Raw genomic sequence first — 25335 nt, 5'->3', positions numbered from 1 at the left:
AGCAGGGTGGAATTCATGGCGGAAACTTCGGCGAGACTGCTGCGGCTCCTCTCCTTGCTGCAGGCGAGAAGGAACTGGTCGGGACCGGAACTGGCGGACCGGCTCGACGTCACGACCAGGACCATCCGGAACGACGTCGAGCGGCTTCGCGGACTGGGCTACCCGGTCGACGCCACACCCGGTGTCTCGGGCGGTTACAGCCTGGGGGCGGGCGCGGCCATGCCTCCGCTGCTGCTCGACGACGAGGAGGCCGTCGCGGTCGCGATGGGCCTGCGCACGGCCGCGGGCGGGACGATCGCGGGGATCGAGGAGACGTCGGTCCGCGCGCTGGCGAAATTGGAACAGGTGCTGCCCTCGCGGCTACGGCACCGCGTCGAAGCCCTGAATTCCGCGACGCTCGCGGTGCAGGGTGGCGGCCCCACCGTCGACGCCGAGGTCCTGACGGTCATCGCCAACGCCTGCCGCGACCGCGAGACCCTGCGGTTCGATTACGTGGGGCACAACGGATCCGAGACGCGGCGGCAGGTCGAACCGCATCGCGTCGTGCATATGAGCCGCCGGTGGTACCTCGTCGGCTGGGACGCCGACCGGCAGGACTGGCGCACCTTCCGGGCGGATCGGGTGCGCCCGCGTACTCCCAACGGGCGACGCTTCGAGCAGCGGGAACCTCCGGAAGGAGGTGTGGTCGCCTACCTGCAGCGCGGGGTCGGCGCCGCGTTGTGGCGGCATCACGCGACGATCCGGCTGCGGGCGCCCGCGGCCGAAGCCGTCGCCAAAGTGCCGCCCGCCGTCGTGGTCGAAGCCATCGACGAGCATTCGTGCCTGCTCAAAGCGGGCGCGGACACGCTGGAGTTCCTGGCGCTCTACCTGGGCCTGCTCGACACCGACTTCGAGGTCGTCGACTCCCCGGAATTCGCCGGGCACCTGCGCAAACTGATCGACCGGTTCAGTCGCGCGGTGAGTGCTTGACGTCGAAGACCAGTTCCGGGCGTTCCCAGGTGATCTTCGGCGGCTGGGGCGGGATGACGCCGACGCGGCGCGCGCCCATCCGTTCGTAGAACCCGGCGGCGGGCGGGTGGGAGACGACGCGGATCTCGGTCATGCCGAGGTCCGCGGCCCGGCCGAGCATATGCTCGATCAACCAGGCGCCGATGCCCGTGCCCTGGGCGGAATCGGCGACGAACAGCAGGTCCAGCTCGGCCGGGTACTCGATGAGGCTGTAGAAGCCGACCACCTCGCGCTGGGCGTGGGCGACGTACGCGGGGTGAGTGGCGAGGTAGTCCTCGGTGACCTGGTAGCCCTCGAGAATCGGCGCGTACTCCCCTTGGTACGCGGCCGATTCGTGCATCAGCGCCGTCAACCTGCCGGCGTCGGAAGCGGTTGCCCTGGAGATGCGGTAGCTCGTCACGTGCGCAGCTTAGAACGTCACACCGACAAGTCTTGACCTCCAGTTAAGTGGAGATACGAGGGTGGTCACGACAACTGGGGAACGGCACTGGAGGAACGACATGAAAGCGGCCGCGTTCACGGAAGCCGGTGGTCCGGAGGTGCTCCGGGTGCTGGAGCTGGAGGAGCCGCACGCCGGGGCGGGAGAGGTCCGGGTGCGGGTGAAGGCGGCGGGGGTGCAGCCGTACGACGCGGCCGTGCGGGCGGGCTGGGAACCCGCGGGGCTCGAGCTGCGTTGGCCGCGTGTCCCGGGGAACGAGTTCGCCGGGGTCGTCGACGAGGTCGGTTCCGGGGTTACCGGCCTCGTCGCGGGGGCCGAGGTGCTCGGGTTCACCGCCGTGCGGGCCTACGCCGAGTACATCGTGGTGCCCGCGGAGAACGTCACGCCGAAGCCACCGGAGATGCCTTGGGAGGTCGCGGGTGGCTTCACCGCCGGGACGCAGACGGCGTACTTGGCGCTCGACTCCCTGCGGATCGCCCGCGGGGAAACGCTGCTGATCCACGGCGCGGCGGGCGCGGTCGGGACCGCCGCCGTCCAGCTCGCCGTGTTGCGGGGCGCGAAGGTCATCGGCACCGCGAGCGAGGCGAACCAGGACTACGTCCGCTCGCTCGGCGCCGAACCGGTGGTCTACGGCGACGGACTCGCCGACCGGGTCCGAGCCCTCGCACCTTCCGGCGTCGACGCGGCACTCGACGGCGCCGGCGGCGTGGCGTTCGATCTGTCGCTGGAGCTGGCCGGGGACCCGGATCGGGTACTGACCCTGGTCGACCACGCCCGTGCGCCCGAGTTCGGCGCGCGAGTGGTCACCGGGACGCGGTCGGCCGAGCGGCTGGGGATGCTCGCTTCGCTGTATGCCAAGGGGGAGTTGCGGTTCCTGGTGCGGCGGGTCTATCCGTTCGGTGAGGCCGCCGAGGCACACCGGGAAATCGAGACGGGCCATGGGCGCGGGAAGGTCGTACTGACGTTCCCTTAAGGCGGCTCAGTTACAGGAAACGTCGACGATGGTGATGGACACCTTCGTTTTCGACGACGGGGTGGAAAGCACGGAGCGGTGGACTGACACGCTCGTTCCGACGAAGGTGAGCGTGTCGGTGACCGTGCCCGACTTGTCGCCCGTGATGTCGTAGGTCATCGAACACATGCCGTGACCCAGCATGGTGTCCGTGCCTTTGTAGGTCACGGCGGGTTCGACGACCACGACGCAGCCGGCGGAACCGAAGCATTGTTTGGAGTGGGTCTTCGGTTCCAGGGTGAAATCGGCGGGGGTGAGCGGCGGGAGACTGGTCGTCGTCGGTGCCACGTAGGCGGGCGGCGTCGTCCGGGTGGTGCTCTCGTAGGAGCCGTCGGCGAGGACCCAGCCGTTGACGCCCTGGCAAGGCGGCTTCAGATCTTGACTCCGGCAAGGTGATCCGGTCGATTTCGGTGCTGCGCCGGACTGGACGTTCCCGCCGCGTTCGTTGCCCAGGAGTACGAGGGTCAACGTCGTCGCGAGCGCCGCGACCGCGACGACGGCGCCGAGAACCCAGGGCCAGCGCTTGGGCCCGGGCGGTGCCGGCGCAGGGTGGAAGTACGGCTCGGACGCGTCGTTCATGGTGCTCTCCCGCTTCGAGGTGGAACCTGCGGAAGGAACTCGTCCGACCTGCGCGGGGTGTTACGTCGCTCCAGTCGCGATAACTCTTCGGTGTTGTGTGGTGGTCGGCGGTGGAGTGAAGACGTGATTCGCGTGATCAGGCACGTGATTCGCGTGCCTGGAGGCCGCACTCGGGTGTGCGGGTTCTGATCACGCGAGATCCGTCTTTAAGCACCCGAGTGCGGTGTCGCGTCACCCTCGACCGGGCCGCGCCACGTTTGCTTACCCCCTCGATAACCCGAATCCCACTCATGATCCGACCGGTCGCCCCGAGCCGCCGGTTTCCCTGTCGGGCCGGGAATTCGGTCTTTTCGGGCTGGACGCACTCTCACGATGTGGATCTTCGCCCGATCCAGACTTTGGTCGGTGGACTGATCACCGGTAGCTGCTTACATTCTCTCCATTACACCCGGTCGTGGGTAATTCATTCGGGCAGCCGAAGGGATTTCCGTGACGGGGTGTCACGCCGTCTAGCGCTTTAGCCGGGCGCTAATCCAGGGAGAGATCGATGAGCAGATTCAGCCGAGTGGTCACATGCTCGGTTCCGGTCGCGGTCGGTGCTTTGCTGCTGTCGACCGCGGTTTCCGGCGCCCAGCCGTCGGAAGAGGCGCGTACGCAGGCCGGGATCACCGCACTGCAGAGCATCAAGAAGAGCCTCACGCCCGCTGAGCTCAAGCAGTCGAGCCAGCTCGTCATCGAGAAGCGTCTCCGCGCGGACAAGGGTCTCGCGGGCAAGCTGCCCGAATACCGGACCGGGCTGGGCGTGAGCAACGCCGGCACCGTCGCGGTGGACATCAAGGGCGCCGGTCAGTCGCTTGTGGACGCCGTCAAGGCGGCCGGTGGCTCCGTGCGCTACGCCTCGCCCGCCGGCGCGATCCGCGCCGATCTCCCGTTGGGCGCGGTCGACGCGATCGCCGGACGTGGCGACGTCGCCGAGGTCAAGGCCGCTTCCCAGGCGATGACCTGGAACGAATCCGCGCCGCAGGACCGCCGTCAGGCCACCGCCTCTCAGGCCGCCGCCGCGCTGCAGGTCGCCGAGGGCGACAAGGCGCACGGCAACGACACCGCCCGCACCAAGTACGGCGTGACCGGCGCGGGCCAGAAGGTCTGCGTGCTCTCGGACGGCATCAAGTCGCTCCAGGCGTCGCAGACCGCCGGTGAACTCCCGGCCGTCGACGTCCTCCCCGGCCAGGCGGGCAGCGGTGACGAGGGCACCGCGATGCTGGAGATCATCCACGACATGGCGCCCGGCGCCGCGCTCGGTTTCGCGACCGCGTTCACCAGCGAGCAGAGCTTCGCCGACAACATCCGCGCGCTGCGCACCACCGGCAAGTGCACGATCATCGTCGACGACGTCTCCTACTTCGACGAGTCGCCGTTCCAGGACGGCCCGGTCGCGCAGGCCGTCAACGACGTGACCGCGGCGGGCGCGCTCTACTTCTCCTCCGCGGGGAACTCGGGCAACCTCACCGACGGCACCAGCGGCTACTACGAAGGCGACTTCCGCGGCTCCAGCAGCAAGATCTCCGGGATCACCGGGACGCCGCACGACTTCGACCCGAGCGGCACCACCCAGCTGTACAACGCGCTTTCGCCCGGCTCGCTCGGCCGCTACGTCACCCTGTTCTGGTCGGACCCGTGGGCCAAGGCCACCAGCGACTACGACCTGTTCGTCCTGAACTCGTCCGGTTCGGTCGTCGCCTCCAGCGAGGGTTCGCAGAACGGCACGCAGAACCCGTACGAGATCGCCCAGGTCCCGGCCACCGGCACGGGTTTCAAGGTCGCCGTCGTCAAGTACAGCGGCGCCGACCGGTTCATCGCGCTCAACGTGATCCGCGGCCGCTTCGTCGCCTCGGGTTCGCTGAAAGCCTTCAGCACCAACGGTGTCACCTCCGGTCACTCGGCCGCGGTCAACGCGTTCAGTGTCGCGGCGGCCCCCGCCGCCGGTGCCTTCGGCCGTGCGCTCGAGACCGGTGACCCGGCCAACCCGACCGGCCCGTTCCCGGGTCTGTTCACCGCCGCCAGCAAGTGGGAGCGGTTCACTTCGGACGGCCGCCGCAAGCAGTTCTACAACCCGGACGGTTCGGTGATCACCCCCGGCAACGTGTCCGCCACCGGCGGCGCGATCCGCAACAAGCCGGACATCACCGCGGCCGACGGCGTGGCCACCTCGGTGACCGGATTCCAGCCGTTCTTCGGGACCTCGGCCGCGGCGCCGAGTGCGGCCGCCATCGCCGCGCTGCTGCTGCAGGGCAAGCCGGGCGCGACCCCGGCCCAGATCCGCTCCGCGCTGACCTCGACCGCGATCGACCTCGGCGCCCCGGGCTTCGACCCGGTCACCGGGGCTGGCGTGATCATGACCGACCCGGCGCTCGCCGCGCTGGGCGTCGCCCCGAAGAAGTAGCACACCGGCAGAACAAGAACGGCCCGGTGCGCACGCACCGGGCCGTTCTTCTAGCCTGGGCCTCGAAGAACGGCTTCGAGGAGGATCGATGGGCAACGGTAAGACCGCGATCGTCACCGGGGCGGGATCCGGGCTGGGACGCGAGATCTCCCGCGCGTTACTCGGCGCGGGCTATCGGGTCGCGCTCGCCGGCCGCCGCGCGGACGCCCTCGCCGAGACCGCGGACGGCGACGCGAAGGCGCTCGCCGTCCCCACCGACGTCTCCGACCCCGACTCCGTCGCCGCCCTTTTCGACGCCGTCCGCGCCGCGTGGGGACACCTCGACCTGCTGGTGAACAACGCGGGGGTTTCGGTCGGCGGAACCGTCGACGAACTGTCCTTCGCGGACTGGAAACGCGCCGTCGACACGAACCTCACCGGAATGTTCCTGTGCGCGCAGCAGGCGGTGCGGATGATGAAGGCACAGGACCCGCGCGGCGGCCGCATCGTCAACAACGGCTCGATCTCCGCGCACGCCCCGCGTCCGGCGAGTATCGCCTACACCGCGACGAAACACGCGGTCACCGGCCTGACGAAGTCGATCTCCCTCGACGGCCGGGCCTGGAATGTCGCTTGTGGACAGATCGACATCGGCAACGCCGCCACCGAGATGACGCTGCGGATGGCCGACGGCATCCCGCAGGCCGACGGCAGCGTCAAGGCCGAGCCGACCTTCGATTCCCGGCACGTCGCGGACGCCGTGCTGTACATGGCCGGGCTGCCGCTGGACGCGAACGTCCAGTTCCTGACCATCACGGCGACCACGATGCCGTACATCGGGCGCGGCTAGGGAATGACCTTCGCCTTCCGGAACTCGTCGAACAGCCGGAAGAACATCGCGGAAGTCTCGGCGTACTCGTGGAAACCGGCGCGCCGTGCCTTCGATCCGTCCGCGAACATGTCGTAGTCCCAGCTGAACACGAAGTCGGCGAAGCCCCACGACGACGAAACGGCGCTGTAGGGCACTTCCAAGCCGTACTTCGCGGCGATGGACGTCCACAGCTCTTCCTTGTCCGCCATGACGACGTTCAGCGACATCGGCAGCGGCGGCGCCACCTCCAGGTCGAAGTAGCGGGCGATTCGAGGCCAGAGTTCGCTCCACCGGAACAGGTCGCCGTTCGCGATGTTGTACGCCTCGTTCATCGAGCCGGTGGCGGCCCAGGTCGTGGCCTTCGCCAGCAGTCCGGCGTCGGTCATCTCCAGCAGGCTGTCGTACGCGCCGGGTTTGCCGGGGAAGCGCAGCGGCAGCCCGAGTTCCTTCGAGATCGACGCGTAGACGGCGATGGCCAGCGCGAGGTTCATCGGATTGCCCAGCGCCGTCCCGCCGACCACCGACGGCCGGATCGCCGACCACGTCCAGGGTTTCCCTTCCTGGCGTCGTTCCAAGAAGTCCTGCTGGTCCACATTGAACTCGGGCGGCATATGGCCCGCGTCGGTCTCGCGCGCCGGCGTCTTGAACGGGCCGAGGTGGGCGCCGTAGACCTTGTAGCCCTGCATGAGGCTGATGTGGCGCAGGCCTGGCGCGGCGGGCTCGATCGCGTCGACGAGGTTGGTCAGCATCGCCAGGTTCGGCGGGACCAGTTCGGCCCAAGTCGGCTTGTCGACATAAGCCGCGTAGAAGACGTGGGTGACGTCGTCCAGGTCGCCCAGCTTCTCGCGGGCGTCGTCCGCGTCGAGCAGGTCGACGGCGATCTGACCGGGACCGCCGCGCCGCGAGAGCCCGATGACGCGCCAGCCGGGCTGCGTCTCCAGGTGGGCGATGAGGTTCTTGCCGATGACCCCGTTGGCGCCGGCGACCAGGGCGACCTTGCGTTCTTCGTTCATGTCACCGAGCCTGGCCCGGCCGTGGCGATAAGTCCAAGGCATAGATATCACCGCTCCGATAAACTGTGTGCATGACCAGCTTGCGGCAGCTCGAATACCTGGTGACCGTCGTCGACACCGGTTCCTTCACCCGTGCCGCGGAGATGCTGCACGTGACGCAGCCCGCGTTGTCGCACCAGGTGCGCGCCCTGGAGAAGGGCGTCGGCGGCCCGTTGCTGGAACGGCTGCCGCGCAGTGTCCGGTTGACCCCGATGGGGCGCGCCATGCTGCCGCACGCCCGCGCCACCCTCGCCGACGCCGAACGCGCGCGCTGCGCGGCCCGGCAGGCGTCCGGGCTGGAAGCCGGGGAACTGCAGATCGCGACGGTCTACTCGGTCGGCCTGGGTGTCCTGCCCGCGGCGCTCCGGGTGTGGCGGCGGGAGCGGCCGAACGTCGACGTCCGCCTGGTGGAGTTCCGGCACGCCGACGAACTGCGGGACGCGATGGCCGCGGGGGAGGCGGACGTCGCCGTCGGACCGGTACCGGCGGGCTGGGAAGGCCCGGTCCGCGAACTCGGCACCGAGGAGTTCGTCGTCGTCCTGCCGATCGACGGACCGCGCGAGGACGACGGCACCGGCACGGTCGACCTCGCGAGCCTCGCCGACTGCGCGTGGGTGCACTACGCGCCGGGCAACGGCCTGGCGGACCTCGTCGACCAGGCCTGCGCGGCGGCGGGATTCCAGCCCAGGGCCGCCGTCCGGACCGAACAGACCGCGGCCGCGCCGGTCCTCGCGGCCGCCGGTCTGGGGCCCGCGCTGGTTCCGGCCAACGTCCTGCCCGGCGGTTTCCCCGGCCGCGTCCTGCGCCCCGATCCGGCGATCCGGCGCACCCTCGCCGCCTACTGCCGGAGCACGCCCGACCCGCTGACCTCGGCATTCATCGACGTCGTCGCCGGGAACCGCACTCTCGGGCTACCGCAGGGAAATCGCTGACAGATCCACGCCCCCGAACGTCGTCGCCTTGACGTCGCCGGCCCGCTCGGCCCAGACGGCGTGCCCGTGCCCGGACCACAGCGGCGCCACCGGGAGGTCCCGCAGCAACTGGTTCTCCACCAGCCGGTAGATCTCGCCGCTGTCGGCGGATTCGGTCTCCTCGGCGGATTTCAGCAGGTCGGCGAAGCTGTCGCCCTGGTAGCCGGTGGCCTTCACGATCTCGCTCAGGACCTCTTGCGGGCTCGGCGTCATGAGATTCAGGTCGAGCGCGAACGGCCCCTTGCCGGGATCTGAAGCGACCGGGACGCCGACCGCCGCGCCGCTCTGTTCGGCCAGCGGCCGCAGCCAGTTCGCCTGCGGCTGTCCGAAGTGGACCGCCGAACCGGTGGGGAACTCCGCCTGGGTCAGCAGGGATTTCCCCGCTCCGGCGTCGAAGGTGCAGGGACGGCAGGTGCTGCTGCGTTCCCCCGGGGCCACGGCGGGTGGCAGCAGCGACTTCGCCGGGTCGACCTGCTTGCCCAGGACGCCCGCCTCCAGGGCGGCGCGATCGATCCCGAGCGCGAAGCCGTGCCGGACGGTCGCGTCGGAGAAATGCTCGGCCGTCAAAGGGAAACCGAGGTAGGAGACGCTGGGCAGCGCCCACATCACGTGCCGCTGCGCGAAATCGGCGTGCATGGCCTCGTGCCGATCGCCCGGGACCACCGTGGAGAGATCGAGCTTCCCGGCCTTGACCTCGTCGTACTGTGCCGCCGCGTCACCGACCTTCAGTTCGATCACGCGCGCCTTGCCCGGCGCGTCCGTCACCCGGACCAGTTTCCCGCCCGACGGCTGCCAGCCGCCGTCCAGCCGGAACGGCCCGTTGCCGATCGGCCGCGCGAGGAACCCGTCCCAGTCCGGCGACACGAGTGCCGATTCGGGCAGCGGGACCAGCGCGGGCGACGAGAGCAGCGCCGGGACCTGGCCGGACGGCCGGTCGAGGACGATCCGGATGGTCAGCGGATCCGGTGCGGTGATCTCCTTGGCCCGCAGGAGGTCCTTGACCACCTTCGACGCCTGCCAGTTCATCTTGCCGATCGCCGCCCAGGTGTCCACATAGGACTTCGCGGTGACCGGGGTGCCGTCGTGGAACCTCCCGCCGTCCTTGAGTTTGACCGTCCACGTCGTCCGATCCGCGCTGGTGACCGATTCCGCCGCCCGTGGCGTCATTTTTCCCGTCGCGGGGTCGTAGTCGCCCAGCGGCGTCCACAACGCACCGGTGAGCATCCGCCCGGACTGGTCGCGGACGTCGGCGGGCAGCAACGTCGCCGGGGCGGCCAGGCCGACCCGGAGGACGTCCGGAGCGGGCGATTCGCCGGATTCCGTGCAGCCGGCCACGATCAGGGCGGCGGCGAGGAGCGGGGCCAGAAGACGCAAGCGCATGGTCATGTCATAGCAGTCCCACACCGACCATCGGCGGTTGTGCCGGGCAAAGCGGGGGTCATAGGGTGCGGGGACCAGCCTGGGAGGTTTCTGTGCGAGGAAACTGGTTGCTCCGTTCAACCCTGGCGATCGCCACGGTCACCGCGACCCTGATCGCCACCGGTTTGCCCGCCGCGGCCTGCGGCGAAGAGGACAAGCCCGCTAGTGAGAAGGTCCGGGTCTCGGGTGAGCCCGGCGCGGTGAAGAACGTCAAGGCCGTCGGCAACGTGCCCGACGCGCAGGGCGCCATCGCGATGGGATTCCTGCAGTACGGCCACCGCGACGTCATGGCGGTTTCCGGCGAATTCGGCCTGAAGGTCTACGACCTCACGAAGAACCCCGCGGCGCCGAAGCTGATCGGCGAGGTCAGCCTGCCCGGCCTGTGGGAGACCGAGGACACCGAGGTCGACACCAAGCGCAAGCTCGTGTTCCTCGCTCGGGACCCGCGTGCCTACGGTGGCACCACGCAGACCGGCGAATCGGGTATCTACATCATCGACCTGAAGAACCCGGACAAACCGGCCATTCTGAGCTACACCAAGGTTCCCGCCGGTCACACGACCAGCTGCGTCGACGACTGCAAGTACCTCTGGACCGGCGGCCCGGCGAAGGCCGCGAACCAGCCCGCGGACTGGGGTGGCCGCCCGATCTGGGTGACCGACATCCGCGATCCGCGTAACCCCAAGACGTTCCCGAACCCGATCGAACTCGCCCGCAACGACGGCAAGACCGACTACGTGCACGACGTCCAGGTCGACGACGACGGTGTGGCGTGGGTGTCCGGTCGCGGTGGCGTCCGCGGCTACTGGACCAGCGGCTACCACCGCGATCCGGTGCAGGGCAAGTTCCGGCGCGCGACCGCGTTCGAGCCGATCCCCTACGCGGGCGGCGGGATCGAGGAGACGGCGGCGCCGTCGAAGTTCATGCACAACAGCTTCCACCCGGCCGGGCACCGGTCGGCCGAAGGCGCGGACTCGGGCCGCTGGCGTGGCCGCGACCTCATCTACGCCGTCGAAGAAAGCTTCCTCGACGGCTGTGCCGGTGACGGCGTGCTGACGATCTCCTCGCTGCAGGGTTCCTACAGCGGTGAGGGCTGGCGCTCGACGCCGGAGAAGCCGTTCCGCCTCAAGTCCGTCGGCACCTGGAGCGTCGCAGGGCAGGAGGGCAGCGACCCGACGACGGGCGACTGCTCCGCGCACTACTTCGACATCCGCGGCAAGATCCTCGTGCAGTCGTTCTATTCGCAGGGCACGCGGTTCCTCGACGTCAGCGACCCGACCGACCCGAAGCAGATCGCCTACTTCCGGCCGGCCGACGCCGCCGCGTGGGCGCCCTACTGGCACAAAGGTTACGTCTATGTCGCGGACAACACTCGCGGAATCGACATCCTGAAACTCACCGCCTGAGCGAAGATGTCCCCATGCGCACTGTGGGGAAGACGTTGGGGATCACGGCCACGGTCGTCCTGATCGCGGCCTGTGATCCCGCGCCGCCGGAGGAGACGGCGGCTCTGCACACCGATCCGGGACCCGTCGCCAAGACGTTCCCGGAACTCGGCAAGATCTCCGAGGCCTCGTGGGTCGAGGAGAAGATGGGCGGCGCCGAGGGGCGGGTCTCGGCGCCGGGTCCGACCGACTACCGCCTCTCCGCCTTGGTGAAACTCGGTCCGAGCGTGGTCCCGAAGGTCCTGAGCTGGTATGAGTGCTCGCAGGTCGACCAGTTGCCGGAAACCCCGGAAAGACTGAAGGCGCTGATCCCCGCCAAGGTTTCGTGGTTCTCCTGCCGCATGCCCACGAATGGCAAGGACCGGACGGCGTACGTGGCCCCGGGTTCCGACCAGGCTGTCCTGACGTCGATGACGATGTGACGAAGCCGTGCGGAACCGGTGATCGACTGTCGAGGCAGGAGCATGATCCGTTCCTAGCTTGACGTCATGACCACCTTGCTCGATCGGCCGCCCGTCGTCGCGGCCGTTCCGGAGAAGACCCCGCGACGAAGCATCACGACCTTGTTCCTGGTCGCGACCGGTGTCGCGGGGTACACCGGGTTCCGGCCGCCGGGGGAGTGGGTGGCGACCCTGCAGTCGGTCTCGCTGACCGACGGCTTCCACCGGCGTTTCCTCGTCGGCACCCTCCTGAAGCCGTTCGGGAACGACTACCTGGTCTTCGCGATCGCGAGCTTCGCCGTCCTCGGTGGACTGCTGGCCGCCGTGGCGTTCGCGTTCTTCCGCAGCCGTACCGAAGGCCGGCGCCTGGTGATCGTCGGCTGGCTCCTGATCCCGACTGGTGGCTACCTCTTCCACGAGGTCGGCTACTTCGACCAGGTGCTGTATCTCCTGCTGTTCGGGGCGTTGTGGGCGGTGCGCCGCAACCGGCCGGTGCTCGCGAGCGCGTTGATCGCGCTTTCGACGACGGCGCACGAGATCGCGCTGCTCACCGTGCTGCCGGTGTTCGGCTTCGTCGTGCTCCGGCAGTTCCCGGTCCGGCGCGCTTGCGCGGTGCTCGCCCCGCCCACGGTGCTCGGCATGCTGATCCTCGCGCTGCCACCTGTCGCGCCCGGCGCCGTCGAAAAGCTCCGACGGGAACTGTCCACAACGGACTTCACCTACCGGGCCGACGCGGTGAACCTGTTCGAGCGCACGCAGTCCCAGAGCTGGCAGTTGTACTCGATCACCGACGTGCTGCTCTACCTGACGCCGATCGCGGTCGTGGTGATCGGCGGTTTCCTGCTCCTGCACCGGCCTTCACTCGCGGCCGCTCTGCCCGTCGCCGCGATCGCCGCACCGCTCCTGCTCGCGTTCGGCGGCTGGGACGACGCGCGCTGGGGCTTCCTCCTGGTGAGCAACTTCGCGATCGTGCTGTGGCTTCGGCTCGACCGCCGAGAACTCAAGGGGTCCCGACTGGTCGCGCTGACCGCGGTTTTCCTGATCCTCACGCACGTCCCGATGCCGTACTTCGACGGCTACGCGCCGCGCGGGCTCACTCTCGTGACCCCCGTGGAAGATTTACGGTGAAGACCGCGCCGCCGTCATTGTGGACTTCCAAGGATCCACCGTGGATCAGGGCGTTCTCCCGGGCGATGGACAGGCCCAGCCCGCTGCCTTCGGTCGCCTGACGTGCGTGATCGCCCCGGACGAACCGGTCGAACAGGATCGGCAGCAGTTCTTCGGGAATCCCCGGACCGGAGTCGGCGACCCGGATCGTCACGCCGTCGACCTCGCCGTCCAGCGTCACCGTGATCGGGGTACGGCCGTGCCGGACGGCGTTGACCAGCAGGTTGCACACGATGGTGTGGACGCGGCGCGGATCGGCGACGACGGTCGTGTCCCCGGTGCTCCTGACCTCGATCGGCGTCTCCGGCACGCCGGCCCCGATCGCGTCCTCGACCAGCGCCGGTAGGTCGACCGGCTCGGGACGGAAGTCCGCGGAACCCGCGTCGAACCGGGAGATCTCCATCAGGTCTTCGACGAGCTTCGCCAGCCGCCGGGCCTGCGCGCCGAGCAGTTCGGTCGCGCGGGTGCGGGTTTCGGGCGTGGTGCTGTCGAGACTGTCGACCGTGGCGACCATCGAGGCGAGCGGCGTCCGCAGGTCATGGGCGACGTCGGCGACGAACCGCTGTTGCTGGCGGTCCTTGGCGCGCAGGTCCTCGATCGACTCGCTGACCCGCTCCGCCATCGTGTTGAACGACCTGGCGAGGTCGGCGAGTTCGTCGCGCCCCTTCACCGGGACTCGTACGTCGAAGGTGCCGTCGCCCAGGTCCCGGGCGGCGGACGCGACCCGCAGGACCGGCCGCCGGATCCGGCCGGCCGCGAAGACGGCGGCCGCCACGCCGAGCGCGGTGACGCCGAGCGCGATGTAGACCAGTTTCCACCGCTGGGCCGCCAGGTCCTGCTCGAACAGGGTGAGGTCGAAGAACTGCACCACCCAGTACGCGACGAAGTTCGCGCTCACCACGAAGAGCTTGCGGCCGCTCGCCGGATCGACAGTGATCGCCGAGAGCAGCTTTCCCGGGCCTGTGGTCCGCAGAAGGACCACGTCCTTCACGCTTTCCAACGCCGCTCGCCGGTCAGGAGGATTCGCGTTCCTGGTGCCGGTCGTCCAGTCGAAGCTTTCCGACGCGGACTTGACGATTACGGGAGGCCCTTCGGGCGCCTTGAAATCGTCGTTGGTCGACTGGGGGTAGCTCGTGACCAGCATCCAGTCCGCCCCTGCCTTGTCCATTCCCTGGGAGAAGAAATCCAAGGCGTAGGGGCTGCCCGTCATGAACTGTTCGAGATGGGGCCATGCCTGCCCGAACATCGCCCCGAACGAGGTCTTCGCCGCGGCGGTGAACTTGTCGAGCGCGTCGTCCTCCTGGATCTTGGCCGCGGAGAAGGCCATGACGGCCGTCGCCGTGGTGGTCACCGCCACGACCGCCGCGGTCACCCGGGCGCGGAGTCCGAACCTCATGCGACCACCAGCCGGTAGCCGAGCCCGCGCACCGTCTTCAACACGGTGGGAGTCGCCGGATCGTCCTCGATCTTCGCCCGCAGCCGCGCGACGGCCGCGTCGACGATCCGCGAGTCGCCGACGTAGCCGTAGTCCCAGACCCGTTTCAACAACGTCTGCCTGCTCAGCACCTGGTTCGGATGTTCGGCGAACTCGACGAGCAGCCGGATCTCGGTCGCGGTGACCGCCAGTTCGACACCGTCGCGGGTCACGCTCATCGCGCCGGCGTCGATCTCCAGGCGCCCCAGCCGCAGCCGCCCCTCCGAGGGCCCGGGAGTGGTGACCGCGCGACGGCCGATCGCCTTGATCCGCGCGTCGATCACCCGCGGTTCGACCGGTTTGACCACGTAGTCGTCGGCGCCGCATTCCAGCCCGGCGACGATGTCGATCGGGTCGCCGCGCGCGGTCAGCAGGACCAGCGGGAGACGGCTTCGCGCGCGGATCCGGCGGCAGACCTCGAAACCGTCCATCCCGGGCAGCATGACGTCGAGCAGGACGAAGTCGAGTTCGAACCGGTCGGTGAACAGCGCCTCCAGCGCCCGCTCCCCGGTCGGTGCGACGACGATGTCGTGCCCGAGTGCCTTCAGTGCCAGTGTGAGCGCTTCGGCGAGGGCTGCGTCATCTTCGACGAGCAGGATGCGCGGCATGGAATCTCCCCAAGATCGAACTGCTCACCGATCGTAAGGGCGCTCCGTCGCACTCGCCCGGACTCGCGGCGGAACTGTCGCAGAGCCGTGCGGTCTCGTCACAAAGGTCAGTTCTTGATCTTCGGGTTCCAGGCCGTCAGCGTGAGCTTGCCGGTCGTGCCGAGGTCGGTGTCGACCGTGATCCGCTGTTCCGGGTCGCCCTTCGCGGCCGCGACGGTCACGTACGCGCCCGCCTCCGGTGAGCCCACGGTGACGGTGTTCGACCACGAGACCACGGAAAGCAGCGTGCCGCCGGGCTGGACGGTCTGCGGCGCGACGCCGGGGTCGATGGCCATATAGGACGTCCCGTGTTCGACCTGGACGTTCATCGGCTGCTTTTCCTTGTCCAGCAAGCGGACCTCGGGATAGCCGGTGAGGGTGCGCGGGGCCGTGCCGCAGTTGGTGAGGGTGAGCACGACCGCCCGGTGGCCCAAGGCCGCGTCGACCGGACCCGAACTCACCGTGACACCGGTGTCGAGACATCCCGCCGGGACCACCGGCCCTTCGGTGGGGGTGTGCACCGTCGGCGGGACCGGCGCCGGCGGTGGTGCACTGCACCCCGCCACCGCCAACGCCGTTCCCGCCATTACGAAGATCGCTTTCCCCAGCACGGAAGGAACCGTACTAGGCCGTCCGGATCAGGCCAGCAACTCCTGCAATTCACGGACGGCGTTGGCGAGTTCCTCGGCGAAGAGCTCCATCTCGTGTGCCACGTGCTTCGGCGTGCACAGGTAGATGTTCAGCTTGTCCGGCAGCAGCACGTACGCGATGCCGATGCACTGCGGGCTGGTCGACCCGAATCCGAAGTACTGGATGTTCACCGACGGCGCCGAGCTGGTGCTCAGGTAGTCGTTGCGCATCTTCAGCCAGCCGGGCGACGAGTACAGCGCCAGGGAATCCTCGGCGCCGCGCCGCTTCTGGATCAGCTGCAGCTCCCACAGGTGCTGCTCCGGCGCGTCACCCGCCTGACACTCCTTCGCCCGCGTGACGTGCTTCGCGGCCGCCGCGCGGAAGGCCGCCTGACGCGTCTGCCGGTCGGCTCCCGTGTCGTCCATCACCTTCACGAACCACAGGACCTCGGGCGTCACCACACGCATCGCTTCGGTGCGCCCGTTCTGGTACTGCCGCGTCGCGATCGACTCGTACGTCGCGCCCGTCAGTCCCTTCGCCCGCTTGTGTGCGAGCTGGTACGCCATCTGCGCGAAGCCGTCCGGGGACATCCCCAGCTCCTTCGCCCGCTTCGCGCCGAAGTCGGTGAAGGACACCGTCTTCGTAGCGGTCGCGTCGGCGTAGGCGGCGAAGGACGCCGCAGCCGCACGGGCGTCTTCGCGAAGCGCGTCACCGAGGACGAACTCGATGACCTCGGACGCCGGGACGCCGTCGGCGGGCGGCCGCTCCAGCCGTGTCCCGCTCAGCAGCGCGTCGGTGAACCCGAGGATCGTCGTTCCGTCGAGTTCGCAGTGCTCGACGTTGATCCCCGCCGTACCGTCCTCGAACACGATCAGCGAGACGGCCTTGTCGAACCAGCGGTTGCCGCTGTCGCCGTGCAGCAGCTTGTCGCACGCCTCCTGCGTGTCCGCCGGAGTGAAGTCCTCCAGGCACACACAGAACAACGCGGTCTCGATGTCGTCGAGCGCCGCCGCGTTGCCTGCCGCGAGCAAGGCGTCGCGCGTCGCCGCCCACTCCGCCCTGGCCTTGGTGGTGAAATGCCCGGCCGCGGACTCCGGATCCGCGACGAAGTTCCCGGACTTCACGATCGCCTGCAGCCCCGCGACCAGCTGTTCGGGGGAGTACGGGCGCCCGTCCGGCGCGATGACGTCCATCCGGAACGGGGTGTCGCGGTGGAAGACCACGACGTGCCGGGCCCTCGACGGCCCCGGCCAGTCTTCGCGGTACGGCGTGCGCGCGGTGTCCTGGACGGCGCCGGGGATCCGGGTCGCCGAGAACAGGTACTTGTGCTGCACCATCGATTGCGGCTGCCCGCGAAGCAGGATCGGCGGTACCAGTTCCTCGTCGAGCTTCAGCTTGTAGTCCACCGCCGACGCGGTCAGTTCGGCCGCGCGCTCCAGCTGTCCCAGCGGGGACTCGGAGAACAGGAAGAAGAAATTCGCGTTGAGCGCGATCCGATCGCGGCGGCCGAGGTAGCGGTACGGCCAGAAGGTGTCGAGCCAGCTACGCACCCCTTCGCTGCTGTCGTAGGCCTCCAGCGCGCTCTGGAGTTCGTGCGCCGGGCTCTTCTCCGCGAGGAACTCCGCGACGGCACCTTCGGTTTCCGCGAGTTCGCCGGGGGTGAGCAGCGGCGAGCACCACTCGAGGAACCGGCGGCAGGTGTCCTCCAGACTGGGGACGGGGACCCGCGGCAGGACCTCCTCGTTGCCGAAGGTGCGGGTGGACGGTTCCGGACTGCTCACGATCATCCTTGATCTCGAAGGGGCAGGGCGTTCAGCGCGGAGGCGAGCCCGCCCGCCGCGCCGTTCGGGCGGGAGACGAACAGCCGCGCGTACAGCCGGCCGTCCGCTTCCAGCCCCCGCGGGTCGATGCCCGCGACGGAAAGGTTGTCCAGGATCTGTGCCCGCTCCTCGCCGGAGGCGAATCTTCGCTGCGGGAAGACACCGTCGATGCCGGCCGTCTCGTACTCCAGGCCGGAGAGACTCGACGCCACCGGTTCGTAGGAGAACATGCGCAGTACGAAATGCGCCATCCAAGGCCGGTTTTGCCGCGCTATGCGTACGAGGGACTTCTCCGTCACGTAGCCGACGCAGCCTGTCGAGACGACGATGTCGACGTCGGCCAGCAGCGCGCGCTGCTCCTCGGTCGGTTCGTCGTTCTCCAGATCCGCGTGGATCGCTTCGTCGATGAAGCCCGCTGCGAGCGCGTAGTCGAGAGCAGGCGCGGAGGTGTCGAGGCCGATGAAGCGAACTCCATCGCCGACGGAGAGCCTTTCCACCATTCGGCGGTCGTGCGCGATCAATTCGTCGTGGCTCAGTGACTCGCCGGCCGCGTAGTGGTCGTAGAGCCGCTCCATCGAGGTGTCACATCTGTACAGCGCCGCGTTGACGCCGTAGGAGCAGCCGAGGTCGAGCACCGTCGGGATCTTGACGTCCTGTTCGGTCCGGTATTCGTCGATCAGTTTCGCGAAGTAGGCCTTGGCCTGCTGGGGGATGTCGTAATCCAGCCTGCGCAAGGTGCCGTAGAAGGCACGCGGATCGGGCTCGGTGTAGATGTGGTCGAAGGAGATCTTGCCGGTCGAATCCAATGGCACGGGCCGGGCTCCTGACTTAGTCGAGCAGCTGATCGCCCCGGACGGCCGCGGAAGCGACGTGTTCGGGCAGGACCCGGCCGAACAGCTGTCTCGTCCGCTCCGGACTGCCGATGACCCCAGGACGCTCGCTGTAGGCGAAGATCGCGGAATGGCGTGCTGTTGCACCCTGAACACTACTCACGCGGTGCAGGGCAAAGCGTCCGCGAAACAGCTGAAGATCGCCGGGACGCAGAGTGAGTCGTCGGATCAGGTGATCGCCTTCGCCCGCCAGGACGGCACGGACGTCGTCGAAGTTCTCCGTGTGCTCCGAGCGGATGTTCGGACAGTATTCGAAGACACCGCCGTCGGCGGCCTCCTGCGTGAGCATGCTGACGGTGAACTCGTTGGTGTCGAAATGCCACGGATGCGAACGGCCCGGTTCGATCACGTTGAGCACCAGACCGGACAGCGGATCCGCGAGTTCGTGGAGTTCGGGCAGTTCGAAGCAGTCGGCCACGAACCGCTGGAACTCACGGCTCGAGTACAACTGCTGGATCACCGCGGTCGCCGGGATCTGGTCGCGCGCCACGAAGGCGTTGCCGCGTTCCATGATCGTGCGGCCGGGATGGCCTTCGGGAAGCGGAGTGTCGACGGCGATGTTGTAGGCGTTGACGCGTTCGACCTTCGCGTACGCCTCCGGAGCGATCTTCGCGCCTTCGTGGCGAAGGACGTCTCGCAACTCCGGGCGGATGAAGTCGGTCAGTACGCTGCAACCCGTTTCCCGCAGTTCGGCGCGGGTCCGGGAGACGATCTCGCGCCAGACCGGGCTTCCCGGTTCGGACAACGGATAGCGGACGGTATCGGCCACCTGGACTGCGCTCGCGGTCATCGACGTCCTCTCGACGGCTGCCCCGGAAGATGAAGCGATTCTCGGGTTTAGCACAGAAAAGACCCAGAGCTACTGCGCCTTGTGACCGGTGACACACGCAAAGTGAAGGCCCCCTCGCCCGGTGCTGAACGCGGGTAAGGGGGCCTTCTCGGCTTTTTCGTCAGGAGGTGACAAGCGGCAGCAACGGCCGCCGGACCGCGGTCGCGACGCCGTCCGAAGCCTCGGAGGCGGCGATCCGCTCCGCGGTCGGCGTGCCGTATTCGGTGGTCCGCTGCCGCAGCGGACGGCCCAGCGGTTCGACCATCGCGCGCATGTCGCTGATCGTCTTGTACGACCCGTTGGCCGCACCCGCCATCCGGCTGATCGTCTCCTCCATCAGTGTCCCGCCGATGTCGTTGACCCCGCCTCGCAGCACCGCGCGGCTGCCTTCCTCGCCGAGCTTCACCCAGGAACTCTGGATGTTGTCGATGGTCCCGTGCAGCAGCAGCCGGGCCAGCGCGTGCACCGCGCGGTTCTCGCGCAGCGTCGTCCCGGCCCTGGCGAGACCGGCGAGGTAGATCGGCGAACTCTGGTGGATGAACGGAAGCAGCACGAACTCGCTGAACCCGCGGCGCCCGTTGCGTTCCAGGCCTTCCCGCTGCAGCTTGGCCAGCAGCTTCAGGTGCCCGACCCAGTGCGAAGGGGTGTCGACGTGGCCGTACATCATCGTCGACGTCGTCGTGAGGCCGATCTTGTGCGCGGTGGTGACGACCTTGATCCACTCCGACGTCGGCAGCTTCCCCTTCGTCAGCACCCAGCGGACGTCGTCGTCGAGGATCTCCGCGGCCGTGCCCGGCAGCGAGTCGACGCCCGACTCCTTCGCCTGGATCAGCCAGTCTTCGATCGAGAGGTTCGTCCGCGAAGCGCCGTTGACGACCTCCATCGGGGAGTACGAGTGCAGGTGGATGTCCGGCCGGCGCCGCTTCACCTCGCGTGCGAGGTCGAAGTACGCGGTGCCCGGCAGATCCGGGTGGATGCCGCCCTGCATGCAGATCTCGGTCGCGCCCGCGGCCCACGCCTCGTCGACGCGGTCGCCGACCTGCTCCAGCGAAAGCGTGTACGCGTCGGCGTCGGTGCGCCGCTGGGCGAACGCGCAGAACCGGCAGCCGGTGTAGCAGACGTTGGTGAAGTTGATGTTCCGTGTGACGACGAAGGTGACGTCGTCGCCGTTCACCTCGCGGCGCAGGTCGTCGGCGATCTTGGTGAAGGCGTCCAGCTCGGGCCCGTCGGCGTGCAGCAGTGCCAAAGCCGCGTCGTCCGACAGTCCGGCGGGGTCCTTTTCCGCGCTGCGCAAGGCATCCCGGATGTCGGTGTCGAACCGCTGCGGCCCGGTCTTGATGTTGCCCTTGATCTCGGCCCAGTCGCCGTAGACCGAATCGAAGTCGCTGCGACGGTCCTCGGTCCGGCCGATGGTGTCGACCTCGACGTGCAGATCGGTCCGCCCGGCCTCCTTCCAGCCGCCGTCCGGCTCCTGCCACGGGATGCCCACCGGGATGGCCTCTTCGATCGCCAGCCCGGTCGAAGCCTCGGTCAGCGGCGCGAGATGCGCGTTCATCCGCGGGTCCAGCCACGGCTCGCCGGTCTTGACGTACTCCGGGTAGATCGGCAGCCGCTCCCGCACGGTGAACCCGAGGGCTTCGGTGCGGCGCTTGAGTTCGTCGATCTGCGGCCACGCGCGTTCCGGGTTCACGTGGTCGGGGGTCAGCGGGGAGACGCCGCCCCAGTCGTCGATCCCCGCGTTCAGCATCAGTTCGTACTGCTGGCCGATCAGGTTCGGCGGCGCCTGGATGCGCATCTTCGGCCCGAGCACCAGCCGCGCGACGGCGATGGTCGCGGCGAGTTCTTCGAGATCGGCGTCCGGGGTCGCGCGCATCTTCGTGTCCGGCTTCGCGCGGAAGTTCTGGACGATGACCTCCTGGATACCGCCGTAGGTCTTCGCGACCTTGCGGATCGCGAAGAGCGAGTCGGCGCGTTCCTCGAAGTTCTCGCCGATGCCGATCAGGATGCCCGTGGTGAACGGCACCGAACTGCGCCCGGCGTCCTCAAGCACCCGAAGGCGGACGTCGGGGTCCTTGTCGGGCGAGCCGTAGTGAGGGCCGCCCTTCTCGGTGTACAGCCGCTTCGCGGTCGTCTCCAGCATCATGCCCATCGACGCCGAAACCGGCTTGAGCCGCTGGAAGTCCTGCCAGGTCAGCACACCGGGGTTGAGATGCGGCAGCACGCCGGTCTCTTCGAGCACCCGGATCGCCATCGCGCGGACGTACGAGAGCGTGTCGTCGTAGCCGTGGGCGTCGAGCCAGTCCTTCGCCGCTTTCCAGCGGTCTTCGGGACGGTCGCCGAGGGTGAACAGCGCTTCCTTGACGCCCATCGCGGCGCCCTTGCGCGCGATGTCGAGGACCTCGTCGGGGGAGAGGAACGGCGATTCGACACGACCCGGGACGGTCGCGAAAGTGCAGTAGCCGCACCGGTCCCGGCACAGGCGGGTCAGCGGGATGAACACCGAACGGCTGTAGGTGACGACGCCGGGACGGCCCGCCGCGACGAGACCGGCGTCCCGGACCCGGGAGGCGTGGTCGGACAGCGTCTTGAGGTCGTCGCCCCGCGCCTGGAGCAGGATCGAGGCCTCGGTGAGGTCGAGGGTCTTCCCGTCGCGTGCCCGGGCGAGCGCACGGCGCATCGCCGAGGTGGTGGGGGCGGTCGCGTCAGCGTCGGATGCCATTCCCGCACGCTATGGCCGGACTTGCTCCAGCTGCCAGTGTGCATCCCGCCACCGCGTAACCCACGTGGGTGTGGTCACTGTTTTCGCAGGTCAAAGCTTGATCTCGGTTGCCGATCAGCGGGCCCGCGTGTATTACCTAAAGTGTGGCTTCGGTGGTCGGGAAGAAGGTCGGCGGACGGACGTACTACTACCTCGTCACCTCCGCGCGCGTCGACGGTGAGCCGCGCGTCGTGTCCCAGCGCTACCTCGGGACGGCCGAGGAGATCGGGCGCGCGATGGACGGCGACGTCTCCGCGCCCGGCGACGCGCGGCACCGGACCTTCGGCGACGTCGCGGCGGTGTGGGCGACCCTCGAGCGGCTCGACTTCGTGCGGCGGGTCGACGAGGCCGTCGGCCCCCAGCGCGCCGCGACGACGCTGGGGACGCATCTCGCCCTCGCCGTCCTGCACCGGGCGACCGCGCCGGGTACCGATCTCATGTCCTGGTGGGAGGACGGCGTCGCGCCGGAGTTCGTCAAGGCCGACCTGGCGAATCACGGGCGAGCACTGCAACGGCTCACCCCGGAGCGGATCTCCCGCGTCGAGGCGCTGATCGCCCGCGCCGTGCTGGAGCAGCTCGGCACCGGCGATGCCGCGTTGGCCGTCGACGTACCGCAATTCGCGACCTTCACCACGGCCGATCCGTGCCGCTGCGAACTCGCCGGACTCGGCCTGGTGGTGACCAAGGACGGTGCGATCCCGCTGGCCTCGCACGTGTACCCGAGAGAAGGCGCGCCGCCGTTCGCCGCGCTCGCCGAAGATCTCCGCGCGCGGCATACGACGGGCGACGTCACGCTGGTCTTCACCGCCGGCCAAGCCGCCCAACTGGACCTCGGACGGCATTTCGTCGGCGCTCTACCTCTATCGGAGTATCCGGACCTGCTGGCGAAACCGGCGTCCGCGCGCAAACCCGTCGATCCGGAGCGCTTCGCCGGGCTGACCGCGTTCGACACCAGGGCGGTGGTCGCGGGTGTCCGGCGGCGCGTGATCCTCACGCATTCGGAGACCCTGCACAACGCGCAGGCCCGCGCCTTCGGCGACGAACTCGGCACCGCCGCCCGCGAACTCGCCGGCCTCGACGCCGCGCTGGCCGCGGGCACCTATCGCGGCGACCGGAGCCAGGTGCACGCCGAAATCGCGCGGATCACCCGCGGCCGCCGCGTCGAACGGGTGCTTTCCCCTTCGCTCGCGGGCACCAGGCCGGGGGAGATCCGGCTGACCTGGAAGATCGACGACGCCGCCGTGTCGCGGCTGCACGACGAGTTCTTCGGCAAACAGGTCCTGGTCACCGACCACGACTGGCCGGTTTCGGAGGTCGTCACCGCCTACCGCGCCCGGACCCACCTCGACTCGACGTTCCGCTGGCTGACCGGCGCCGCCGTCGCCGGTCCTTCGCCGAGATGGGACTGGACCCCGCACCGGATCGCCGTGCACACGCTGGTCACGGTGCTCGCGTCGACGGTCACGCACCTCATGCGGCGCGAAGCCGACCGCGCCGGGATGAACCTCTCGGTCCGCGAACTGATGGACAGCCTGGCCGGGATCGGGGAGACGGTGCTGCGCTATCCGTCGACCGGCGGCCGCCCGCGGACACGGCGCCTGCTGACCGAGCGGAGCCCGGAACAGCAGGCGCTCTTCGACCTGTTCGGTCTCACCCAGAGCCCGCCCCGCCGCCACCCTCACCGGTCAGGCTCTGCCTGACCGGCTACTCCGAGCGGTGGATCTGGAGCGCGGAGAAGCTCTGCACCACCGGCATCAGCTCGATGACGTTGATGTTCACGTGCTCCGGCTGCGAAGCCGCCCAGAAGACGGACTCGGCGACGTCTGCCGCGGTCAGCGGCGTCGTCCCCTTGTAGACGTTGTCGGCCTTGCCCTGGTCGCCCTCGAACCGGACGACCGAGAACTCGGTCCCGCCGACCATGCCGGGCTCGACGTTGGTCACCCGGACGCCGGTGCCGTGCAGGTCCGCGCGCAGGTTCAGGCTGAACTGGTGCACGAACGCCTTGGTCGCGCCGTACGCGTTGCCGCCGGGGTAGGGGTAGGTGCCCGCGATCGAGCCGATGTTGATCACGTGCCCGCGGCCGCGCTCGACCATGCCGGGCAGCAACGCGCGGGTGAGGTGCGCGAGACCCTTGATGTTCGTGTCGATCATCTGGTCCCAGTCGTCGAGCTTCGCCCGGTGGGCGGGCTCGAGTCCCTTCGCCAGGCCGGCGTTGTTGACCAGCAGATCGACCTCGGCGAACTCGGCGGGAAGCGTGCCGGGGAGAGCGGCCACCGCGTCGGCGTCCCGGACGTCAAGCACGATCGGCAGGACGTTCTCGCCGAGCTCTTCGGCCAGCTTGTCGAGCCGGTCCTTACTGCGCGCGGCCGCGACGACCTTGGCGCCGTCCGCGGCGAACCGGCGGACGATCTCGACGCCGAACCCCGCGCTGGCGCCGGTCACGAAAACGGTCTTCTGGGACATGGAGACGATCACCCAATTTCTTTCAAGAACCGCGCGAACACGGCGTCGAACTCGGCCTCGCGCTCCAGGTTAGGCATGTGGGCCGCGCCCTCGATCACCGCCAGGGTGGAGCCGGGGATGAGGTCGTGCATCAACTCGGCGTCCGCGACCGGCGTGAACTCGTCCTCGGTGCCGACGACGACCAGGCTCGGTACCGCGACCTTCGTGAGGCTCTCCCGGTAGTCGGGCCGCTCGGCCCGCCCCCGGAGCGCGGCGGCCGCTCCTTCCTTGGGCGTCGTGCGCATCATCTGTAAGACGTGCGCCGCCACGTCGGGCTGGGTGCGGACGTTCTCCGGCGAGACCATCTTCGTCAGCACCTCGTCGGCGTACCAGCCGATGCCCTCGTCGAGGATCCGATCCGCCGTCTCGTTGCGGACGCGCTTGCCCTCCTCTGTCTCCTCCTGGGGAGAGGTGTCGGCGAGCAGCAGGCCGGCGACGCGCTCGGGATGGGTGCGGTGGAAGTCCATGACGATCTGCCCGCCCATGGAAAGCCCGCCGAGCACGAAGCGCTCGATACCCAGGTGATCGGCGAGCCGGGCGATGTCCGCCGCGAAGACGTCGAGCCCCGTCTTGCCCGGGACCACCGTGGTCTCGCCGTACCCGCGAAGGTCCGCCGTGATGACCCGGTAGCCCTCGCGGCTGAAGCGTTCAGCCTGGGGACGCCACATCGTGCGGTTGAAGGGGTGGCCATGGACGAGGACGACGGGCAGCCCGCTGCCGAGGTCGTCGTAGGCGACGGAGATGCCGTCGAGTTCCGCAGTGCTCATGACTCGAAGCTAATCGGAGCAATCGAGGAGTTCAATACGGTGCAATGTACTCGGAGCAATGTTTCTTCCGGGTGTTCACCTGGGGCGCTCCCGGGCGCTTCCCGGGTCGATCACCGGCCATGAGCCTGTTTCCGGCCTCTGACCTGCGGAAATGCAGTTAAGGTACCCCCCTGTTTTGGGGGGTTTCCGGCCA

At 68.8% G+C, this 25335-nt stretch carries 22 protein-coding genes; 9 read left to right on the top strand and 13 right to left on the bottom strand.

The window, feature by feature from the left end; all coding sequences use genetic code 11:
• Nucleotides 1-15: 15 nt before the first annotated feature.
• Nucleotides 16-969: a helix-turn-helix transcriptional regulator gene (locus H5J31_RS30580; RefSeq protein ID WP_181776134.1), complete on the top strand. Its 954-nt coding sequence runs from the start codon at nt 16-18 to the stop codon at nt 967-969.
• On the opposite strand, the gene H5J31_RS30575 is transcribed toward H5J31_RS30580, so the two are convergent.
• Nucleotides 947-1408 (bottom strand): GNAT family N-acetyltransferase, encoded by a 462-nt coding sequence (locus H5J31_RS30575; RefSeq protein ID WP_181776133.1) that lies wholly within the window; start codon nt 1406-1408, stop codon nt 947-949. The genes H5J31_RS30580 and H5J31_RS30575 overlap by 23 nt on opposite strands.
• A gap of 100 nt (nt 1409-1508) precedes the next feature.
• On the opposite strand from H5J31_RS30575, the gene H5J31_RS30570 reads away from it, so the two are divergent.
• Complete coding sequence (locus H5J31_RS30570; protein ID WP_181776132.1) at nt 1509-2420, top strand: NADP-dependent oxidoreductase; 912 nt, start codon at nt 1509-1511, stop codon at nt 2418-2420.
• A gap of 6 nt (nt 2421-2426) precedes the next feature.
• On the opposite strand, the gene H5J31_RS30565 is transcribed toward H5J31_RS30570, so the two are convergent.
• Nucleotides 2427-3038 (bottom strand): hypothetical protein, encoded by a 612-nt coding sequence (locus tag H5J31_RS30565; protein WP_181776131.1) that lies wholly within the window; start codon nt 3036-3038, stop codon nt 2427-2429.
• Nucleotides 3039-3585: 547 nt separating this feature from the next.
• Between H5J31_RS30565 and H5J31_RS30560 the strand changes: the two genes are divergently transcribed.
• Nucleotides 3586-5481, top strand: coding sequence for a S8 family peptidase (locus tag H5J31_RS30560; protein ID WP_181776130.1), 1896 nt, complete (start codon nt 3586-3588; stop codon nt 5479-5481).
• Nucleotides 5482-5569: 88 nt separating this feature from the next.
• Nucleotides 5570-6310 carry an SDR family oxidoreductase gene (locus tag H5J31_RS30555; RefSeq protein ID WP_181776129.1) on the top strand — a complete coding sequence of 247 codons (741 nt, stop codon included), beginning with the start codon at nt 5570-5572 and terminating at the stop codon, nt 6308-6310.
• On the opposite strand, the gene H5J31_RS30550 is transcribed toward H5J31_RS30555, so the two are convergent.
• A complete protein-coding gene (locus H5J31_RS30550) occupies nt 6307-7344 on the bottom strand; it encodes an SDR family oxidoreductase (protein ID WP_181776128.1) in 1038 nt (345 codons plus the stop codon). The two genes, H5J31_RS30555 and H5J31_RS30550, sit on opposite strands and share 4 nt — an antisense overlap.
• A gap of 71 nt (nt 7345-7415) precedes the next feature.
• Here H5J31_RS30550 and H5J31_RS30545 point away from each other — a divergent pair, with 71 nt between their 5' ends.
• Nucleotides 7416-8315 carry a LysR family transcriptional regulator gene (locus tag H5J31_RS30545; protein WP_181776127.1) on the top strand — a complete coding sequence of 300 codons (900 nt, stop codon included), beginning with the start codon at nt 7416-7418 and terminating at the stop codon, nt 8313-8315.
• Here the strand turns inward: H5J31_RS30545 and H5J31_RS30540 are convergent.
• Nucleotides 8295-9740, bottom strand: coding sequence for a peptide ABC transporter substrate-binding protein (locus H5J31_RS30540; protein ID WP_181776126.1), 1446 nt, complete (start codon nt 9738-9740; stop codon nt 8295-8297). The genes H5J31_RS30545 and H5J31_RS30540 overlap by 21 nt on opposite strands.
• A 101-nt stretch (nt 9741-9841) precedes the next feature.
• Between H5J31_RS30540 and H5J31_RS30535 the strand changes: the two genes are divergently transcribed.
• The 3 genes from H5J31_RS30535 (at nt 9842) to H5J31_RS30525 (ending at nt 12786) form a co-directional block, all read left to right on the top strand.
• Nucleotides 9842-11179: an LVIVD repeat-containing protein gene (locus H5J31_RS30535; protein ID WP_181776125.1), complete on the top strand. Its 1338-nt coding sequence runs from the start codon at nt 9842-9844 to the stop codon at nt 11177-11179.
• Nucleotides 11180-11193: 14 nt separating this feature from the next.
• On the top strand, nt 11194-11640 hold the full coding sequence (locus tag H5J31_RS30530; protein WP_181776124.1) for a hypothetical protein: 447 nt from the start codon (nt 11194-11196) through the stop codon (nt 11638-11640).
• Between the two features lie 66 nt (nt 11641-11706).
• Entirely contained in the window at nt 11707-12786 is a 1080-nt protein-coding gene (locus H5J31_RS30525; protein WP_181776123.1) for a hypothetical protein, read from the top strand.
• Here the strand turns inward: H5J31_RS30525 and H5J31_RS30520 are convergent.
• From H5J31_RS30520 to H5J31_RS30490, 7 genes are all read right to left on the bottom strand, one after another.
• Entirely contained in the window at nt 12752-14221 is a 1470-nt protein-coding gene (locus H5J31_RS30520) for a sensor histidine kinase (protein WP_181776122.1), read from the bottom strand. The two genes, H5J31_RS30525 and H5J31_RS30520, sit on opposite strands and share 35 nt — an antisense overlap.
• Entirely contained in the window at nt 14218-14907 is a 690-nt protein-coding gene (locus tag H5J31_RS30515) for a response regulator transcription factor (protein ID WP_181776121.1), read from the bottom strand. Before H5J31_RS30515 ends, H5J31_RS30520 begins: the two co-directional genes overlap by 4 nt.
• Nucleotides 14908-15014: 107 nt before the next feature.
• A complete protein-coding gene (locus H5J31_RS30510) occupies nt 15015-15557 on the bottom strand; it encodes a DUF4232 domain-containing protein (protein ID WP_328701655.1) in 543 nt (180 codons plus the stop codon).
• A gap of 27 nt (nt 15558-15584) precedes the next feature.
• Complete coding sequence (locus H5J31_RS30505; protein ID WP_181776120.1) at nt 15585-17363, bottom strand: choline/carnitine O-acyltransferase; 1779 nt, start codon at nt 17361-17363, stop codon at nt 15585-15587.
• Entirely contained in the window at nt 17360-18208 is an 849-nt protein-coding gene (locus H5J31_RS30500; protein ID WP_328701654.1) for a class I SAM-dependent methyltransferase, read from the bottom strand. The genes H5J31_RS30505 and H5J31_RS30500 overlap by 4 nt, the downstream gene beginning before the upstream one ends.
• Before the next feature lie 16 nt (nt 18209-18224).
• Nucleotides 18225-19076 (bottom strand): HalD/BesD family halogenase, encoded by an 852-nt coding sequence (locus H5J31_RS30495; protein ID WP_181776119.1) that lies wholly within the window; start codon nt 19074-19076, stop codon nt 18225-18227.
• A 160-nt stretch (nt 19077-19236) separates the two neighbouring features.
• Nucleotides 19237-21834: a bifunctional FO biosynthesis protein CofGH gene (locus tag H5J31_RS30490; protein WP_181776118.1), complete on the bottom strand. Its 2598-nt coding sequence runs from the start codon at nt 21832-21834 to the stop codon at nt 19237-19239.
• A 143-nt stretch (nt 21835-21977) separates the two neighbouring features.
• Between H5J31_RS30490 and H5J31_RS30485 the strand changes: the two genes are divergently transcribed.
• Nucleotides 21978-23573, top strand: a complete 1596-nt coding sequence (locus tag H5J31_RS30485) for an IS1634 family transposase (RefSeq protein WP_181776117.1) — start codon at nt 21978-21980, stop codon at nt 23571-23573.
• A gap of 4 nt (nt 23574-23577) precedes the next feature.
• Here H5J31_RS30485 and H5J31_RS30480 read toward each other — a convergent pair whose 3' ends face one another.
• Both H5J31_RS30480 and H5J31_RS30475 read right to left on the bottom strand, forming a co-directional pair.
• On the bottom strand, nt 23578-24336 hold the full coding sequence (locus H5J31_RS30480; protein ID WP_181776116.1) for an SDR family oxidoreductase: 759 nt from the start codon (nt 24334-24336) through the stop codon (nt 23578-23580).
• A gap of 8 nt (nt 24337-24344) precedes the next feature.
• Complete coding sequence (locus tag H5J31_RS30475; RefSeq protein ID WP_181776115.1) at nt 24345-25142, bottom strand: alpha/beta fold hydrolase; 798 nt, start codon at nt 25140-25142, stop codon at nt 24345-24347.
• Between the last annotated feature and the right edge of the window lie 193 nt (nt 25143-25335).

This window comes from Amycolatopsis pittospori (assembly GCF_013870525.1).
Classification (GTDB): domain Bacteria; phylum Actinomycetota; class Actinomycetes; order Mycobacteriales; family Pseudonocardiaceae; genus Amycolatopsis; species Amycolatopsis pittospori.
The sequence above is the reverse complement of the archived record's forward strand: the minus strand, read 5'-3'. Positions and strand labels throughout refer to the sequence as shown.